Origin of the sequence: Microcystis sp. LEGE 08355 (assembly GCF_015207185.1) — a bacterium.
Lineage (GTDB): Bacteria > Cyanobacteriota > Cyanobacteriia > Cyanobacteriales > Microcystaceae > Microcystis > Microcystis panniformis.
Genome location: NZ_JADEXI010000379.1, coordinates 1 through 4562 on the forward strand (window position 1 = coordinate 1; position 4562 = coordinate 4562).

The window sequence follows — 4562 nt, forward strand, 5'->3', positions numbered from 1 at the left end:
GGGCAGTTTTGATATAAAGGGCTTTCAGACTATCGGTTAGTTGAATCAGGGATGCTGGTTTCATGCGAGTTCCTCACTCTGAGGATTTTCCCATTATTATAGGATCAATCATTCTCTGTAATTCTCTCAACTCTTTATTTGTATATTTTTAAACTTGTATAAAATTGATTTAAGTTTTGTAAAAAGTAGTTGACAAAATCCGATCGAGATCAAGGATAACCCTATCCTTAGGGTGGACAAAATGTGGTAAGGTGGATTGAGTAATAAAACTGATCACTAACCTATTATCAGTGACAAGTGCCAAATTCACCAGAGAAGGCTAAATATAACTATGTCCAAACGGTTTAAATTCGACTCCTCCGAGATGATTTATCTCACCGATAAACTGATGAATGCGGCCAGCAATCGTTACTCGATCGTCGTGCAAGTCGCTAGACGGGCTAAGCGCGTCCGCTACGATACCGTAGAAAATATCGACGACCCGATGATTAAACCCGTCCAACGGGCCCTGATGGAAATGACCGACGAATTAACCGAACCGGAATTATTACGCGATTAATCCCCTAAAATTGCCGAGGAACCCCACCCCTACATTTCATCGGGGTTGATACCCAGCTCTCTTAGTCTTTCCGCTAGTCGTTGGGCTTTTTCTTCCGCTTCCTGTTTGGCGAAACGTTCTTGCTCGGCGATCGCTTCTGCTTCCTGTTTGGCTAAACGTTCTTGTTGGGCATTCAAACGCTCTTGCTGGGCGATCAGCGCAGCTGCCCTCGCCCTTTCCTCTGCGGTTAAATAGCGATTTCCCGATTGATCATACCAATACAGCCATTCTCGCACCCAAGCGATATGTTCTCCCTGCTCATATCCCAAGGCTAACCCGATTTCTGGCAACCATACCCGATTATTTTCAGGCTCTAAAAGCTCGTATTTCCCCGCTATAAGCTTATAAACCTCTAATCTCTCTCTATTTTTAAACCTTCCCCTTCTACCGCTCAAGGGATTGTAAATGGCGTAATAGAGAATGCCTAGGGTTTGATAATCCGCTAACTTTCCCTCATATTCCCCATTATATTTCTCAGAAATCACTTCCAGGGCCAATATGGGCATAATATAAGCTTCTTCCCAGAGAACATAGCTTAATCTTCCCCTTTCGCCGGTATCGTGTTTGACTCCCACTGCCAAAAATCCATCGGGTACGATCGCCGGTTCGTCGGGATTGTAATAAACTCCCATATCGACACCAAAATACCAATCATCCCGCCCCATCCAAATAAATGCTAATAAACTAAGTAATAGATTGGGAATGTCGTTCTGTAACTGGTTATCCACGGGTGTTTCGTCAGAACAGGGCAATTCTTCGGCAGTGGGAAGAAGGCGATTTTTATTGTAGGAAAGGTTAACCATAGCTCGTGCAAGCGTGGTGTTTGATTGATGCCAATTCTAGCAGATAGCCTCCAGACGCTCTGACCAAGGCAGTCCTGGCACCGATAACCACAGCACTCAACTTCCGCAAGAATGCTAATATAAAAAAGCTATTGGCTAATTTTTTCCTATTTTAACTTGCAATATGCTCCCGTCTAATCTTGATCGCATCGTCGAACGCCTCAAACGTCGTACCGATCCTAAGCAAAAATACGAACAATTACTAGCTTTTGCTAAAAAACTAGAACCAATACCAGAATCTGCCAAAATACCCACTAATAAAGTCCACGGCTGTGTATCCCAAGTTTATATCACTGCCGACATCGAAAATGGCCAAGTTTGGTACAAAGGGGATTCCGACGCACAATTAGTCAAAGGTTTAGTTGCTTTGTTAATCGAGGGGTTAAATGGACTGACTCCCTCGGAAATCCTGCAAGTCACCCCGGATTTTATCGAAGAAACCGGTTTAAAAGTCAGTCTTACCCCTTCCCGCGCCAACGGATTTTATAATATTTTCCAATTAATGCAGAAAAAAGCTCTCGGTTTTCAGTTGGGAATGTCCGCTTAGATGTCTAGTTTTCTGGTTCCGGTTCCTTTGATTCGGGAATCTCGCAGTTTTGGAAACGAGTATCCACCAGCGAACGGGTACAACCCCAATTACTCGGTATTCCCGACGGCCAACCCATCCGCAAAGCTTCTGGACAGATGGCCATCACCGTTAACTGACAGTCAATTAACTGAAAACCCTCTTTCTCACACTGTTTGAGACTGTGTTTGAGAATGGAATCATTGTTAAATTCGATGGTTTTATTACACTGAATACAGACCAAATGATGATGGTGGTGGGGATAGGGTTGATTGAGTTCGTAGTGTTTATGACCCTCGGCCAATTCCAACTCCCGCAAAATTCCCATCCGCGACATCAGTTTAACACTGCGGTAAATTGTCGATAAACTAATTCCTTCCCCCCTTTTGTCCAGCAATTCCTGCAATTCTTCGGCGCTGAGATGATTGCCTTTCGGTAAATTCTGGAAAACGTGCAGAATTTTCTCTCGCTGGGGAGTTAAGCGCCACCCCCGCGCGTTGAGTTCCGCTTTCAGGGAGGAAGCAGTGTAGGCAGACATAAGCGATCAACTCTCAATAAAAGCTATTTAATTGACAATGATAGTCGTTTCGGCGAGCCATTGGCAACAATTTTAAGTAGTTGAAAATTCCCCCCGCATTCGAGTATGAAAAATTACTATGAAATCCTGCAAATTCCCCGTAATGCCAGTAATAATCAGATAAAAGCCGCTTTTCGTCGTCTGGCCCGGCAATATCACCCCGATTATAATCCCAATGATCCAGAAGCAGTGACAAAATTTCGGGAAATTGAACAAGCTTATCGGGTTTTGAGCGATAAAGACAAAAGAAAAGATTATGATCGCAGTTTATCCCCAGAAATACCCACTTTTAACCCCAGTGCCGAGGATTTTTATCAACAGGGATGGCACTACGCTCAAGAGAGAAATTATCAATTAGCGATCGCATTTTACCAGCAAGCGATCGCAATTAATCCGCAATTTTGGCAGGCCTATCTGCAACGGGCGGAAGTTTACTACCATAATCAGCAGGATCGGCAAGTTTTAAGCGATTGTCGGCAAGTTTTGCAGTTAAAACCCGATTGTTCCCAAGCTTACTATTACCTCGGTTTATCCCGTCAACGACTCGGTTACACCCAATCCTCCCTAGAAGCTTATGGCAAAGCAATCGCCATTGACCCCAATAACCCCCAATTCTATTATCACAGAGGATTAGCTCTAGAGGAACTCTCGGAACTGCCAGCAGCACGAAAAGATTTTCAAATAGCAGCCAAGAAATTTAAGCAACAGGGAAATTTTCGCCGCTATCATGCCATTGCCAATAAGTTAAGAGATGCTCATAAAAGTTATCGACAACCGCAATCAATCAAGTGGTCAAAAACTCTTTTTATTGTTTTTAATTTGCTGAAAATATCTGGCTCATCTTTGCTCAAACCCAAGACCGGTCTAGCAGAGTCTTTTTTAAAGCTTAACCGTAATCAGGCTTTGGCTACAGGTGCATTAGCAGCAATCATCAGCAGTTTTTTTATCGCTTTTACTTGGCAAAACTGGACAGTTAAATCTGAGTTTTTGCTGTTATTAGGCTGGGCAGTATTTCCTTTTATTATTCTGACTTTATCTAGTTGGTTTGGCAGAAAATTAAGTAATAAATATGGTAGTTTTACTGGCGATATATTTTTAGCTGGCCTAATAGTTTTGCCCTTTTCCCTCGTCATTTTGCTCACTTCCTATTTGTCCATAAATGGCGATATTATTGGCGCAATTATCGGTGTAACGGGCGGTTATCTAACCGGAATGCTCTACTATGGTTATCGCCATTTATCCAATATTTCTTCGCCGATCTCTTTACTTTTACTCCCTTTTGTGCTAGGTTTTCTTACGGTTAATATCTGGGGAGTTTATTATTATCTCTAAATCTTCCGGAGTATTACAGTTAAATAAAATCTCGGAATTATCGATAATTAATTCCTCCACCACAGCGACATTTAACCATTTTTGAAAAGAAGTTCCCCCTTGCTGAATATAAGTCTGCAAAGATGCTAAACAACGACGATGATAAAAAGCACAGAGAGGTTCCCAACGATTCCCGCACCGGGGAACCAAAGCCACGGCATTTTCTGGTACAGTGGCTAATAATCTTGACCATTCTTGAATAATTGGTGGCGTTAGTAAAGGTAAATCGCAAGGGAGTAATAAAACCCAATCGGTTGATACAAAAGTTAATGCCAAGGCAAAGGCCAATAAAGGCCCCCTAGTGGGAAGCGGTTCCTTAATTATCCGGCAGTATTGGGGAATGATCAGTTCATAACGTTCCGGCCAAGGCGTAATCACAGACACTTGCACCGCACAATCTTGGGCAATTAAACAAGTATTCTCTAGAAAAGAGAGACCCTGAAAAGATAACAAAGCTTTATCTCGTCCCATACGGGAACTTTGACCACCAGCCAGAATTAACGCCGTTAAAGCCGGAAAATCACTCATAATAACTCATATTCTCCTCTGCCTAAGTAGGGTTTGCTGAAAAAGTTTGTTGGTGGAGTCAGTTATCAGTTATCAGTTATC

Annotated in this window: 6 protein-coding genes; 3 read left to right on the plus strand and 3 right to left on the minus strand. The window is 42.7% G+C overall.

Annotated features, from left to right (window positions below; all coding sequences use genetic code 11):
• The first annotated feature begins 331 nt into the window (after nucleotides 1-331).
• Nucleotides 332-559 (plus strand): DNA-directed RNA polymerase subunit omega, encoded by a 228-nt coding sequence (locus IQ242_RS17335; protein WP_002761217.1) that lies wholly within the window; start codon nucleotides 332-334, stop codon nucleotides 557-559.
• A 29-nt stretch (nucleotides 560-588) separates the two neighbouring features.
• Here the strand turns inward: IQ242_RS17335 and IQ242_RS17340 are convergent, their stop codons facing one another.
• Entirely contained in the window at nucleotides 589-1401 is an 813-nt protein-coding gene (locus tag IQ242_RS17340; RefSeq protein WP_193960834.1) for a Uma2 family endonuclease, read from the minus strand.
• A 163-nt stretch (nucleotides 1402-1564) separates the two neighbouring features.
• Here IQ242_RS17340 and IQ242_RS17345 point away from each other — a divergent pair, with 163 nt between their 5' ends.
• Nucleotides 1565-1987, plus strand: coding sequence for a SufE family protein (locus IQ242_RS17345; RefSeq protein ID WP_002766044.1), 423 nt, complete (start codon nucleotides 1565-1567; stop codon nucleotides 1985-1987).
• Nucleotides 1988-1991: 4 nt separating this feature from the next.
• On the opposite strand, the gene IQ242_RS17350 is transcribed toward IQ242_RS17345, so the two are convergent.
• Nucleotides 1992-2543 carry a transcriptional repressor gene (locus tag IQ242_RS17350; protein WP_002737956.1) on the minus strand — a complete coding sequence of 184 codons (552 nt, stop codon included), beginning with the start codon at nucleotides 2541-2543 and terminating at the stop codon, nucleotides 1992-1994.
• Between the two features lie 105 nt (nucleotides 2544-2648).
• Here IQ242_RS17350 and IQ242_RS17355 point away from each other — a divergent pair, with 105 nt between their 5' ends.
• Nucleotides 2649-3914, plus strand: a complete 1266-nt coding sequence (locus tag IQ242_RS17355) for a DnaJ domain-containing protein (RefSeq protein WP_193960835.1) — start codon at nucleotides 2649-2651, stop codon at nucleotides 3912-3914.
• Here IQ242_RS17355 and IQ242_RS17360 read toward each other — a convergent pair.
• Nucleotides 3867-4481, minus strand: coding sequence for a molybdenum cofactor guanylyltransferase (locus IQ242_RS17360; RefSeq protein ID WP_002766048.1), 615 nt, complete (start codon nucleotides 4479-4481; stop codon nucleotides 3867-3869). The genes IQ242_RS17355 and IQ242_RS17360 overlap by 48 nt on opposite strands.
• Between the last annotated feature and the right edge of the window lie 81 nt (nucleotides 4482-4562).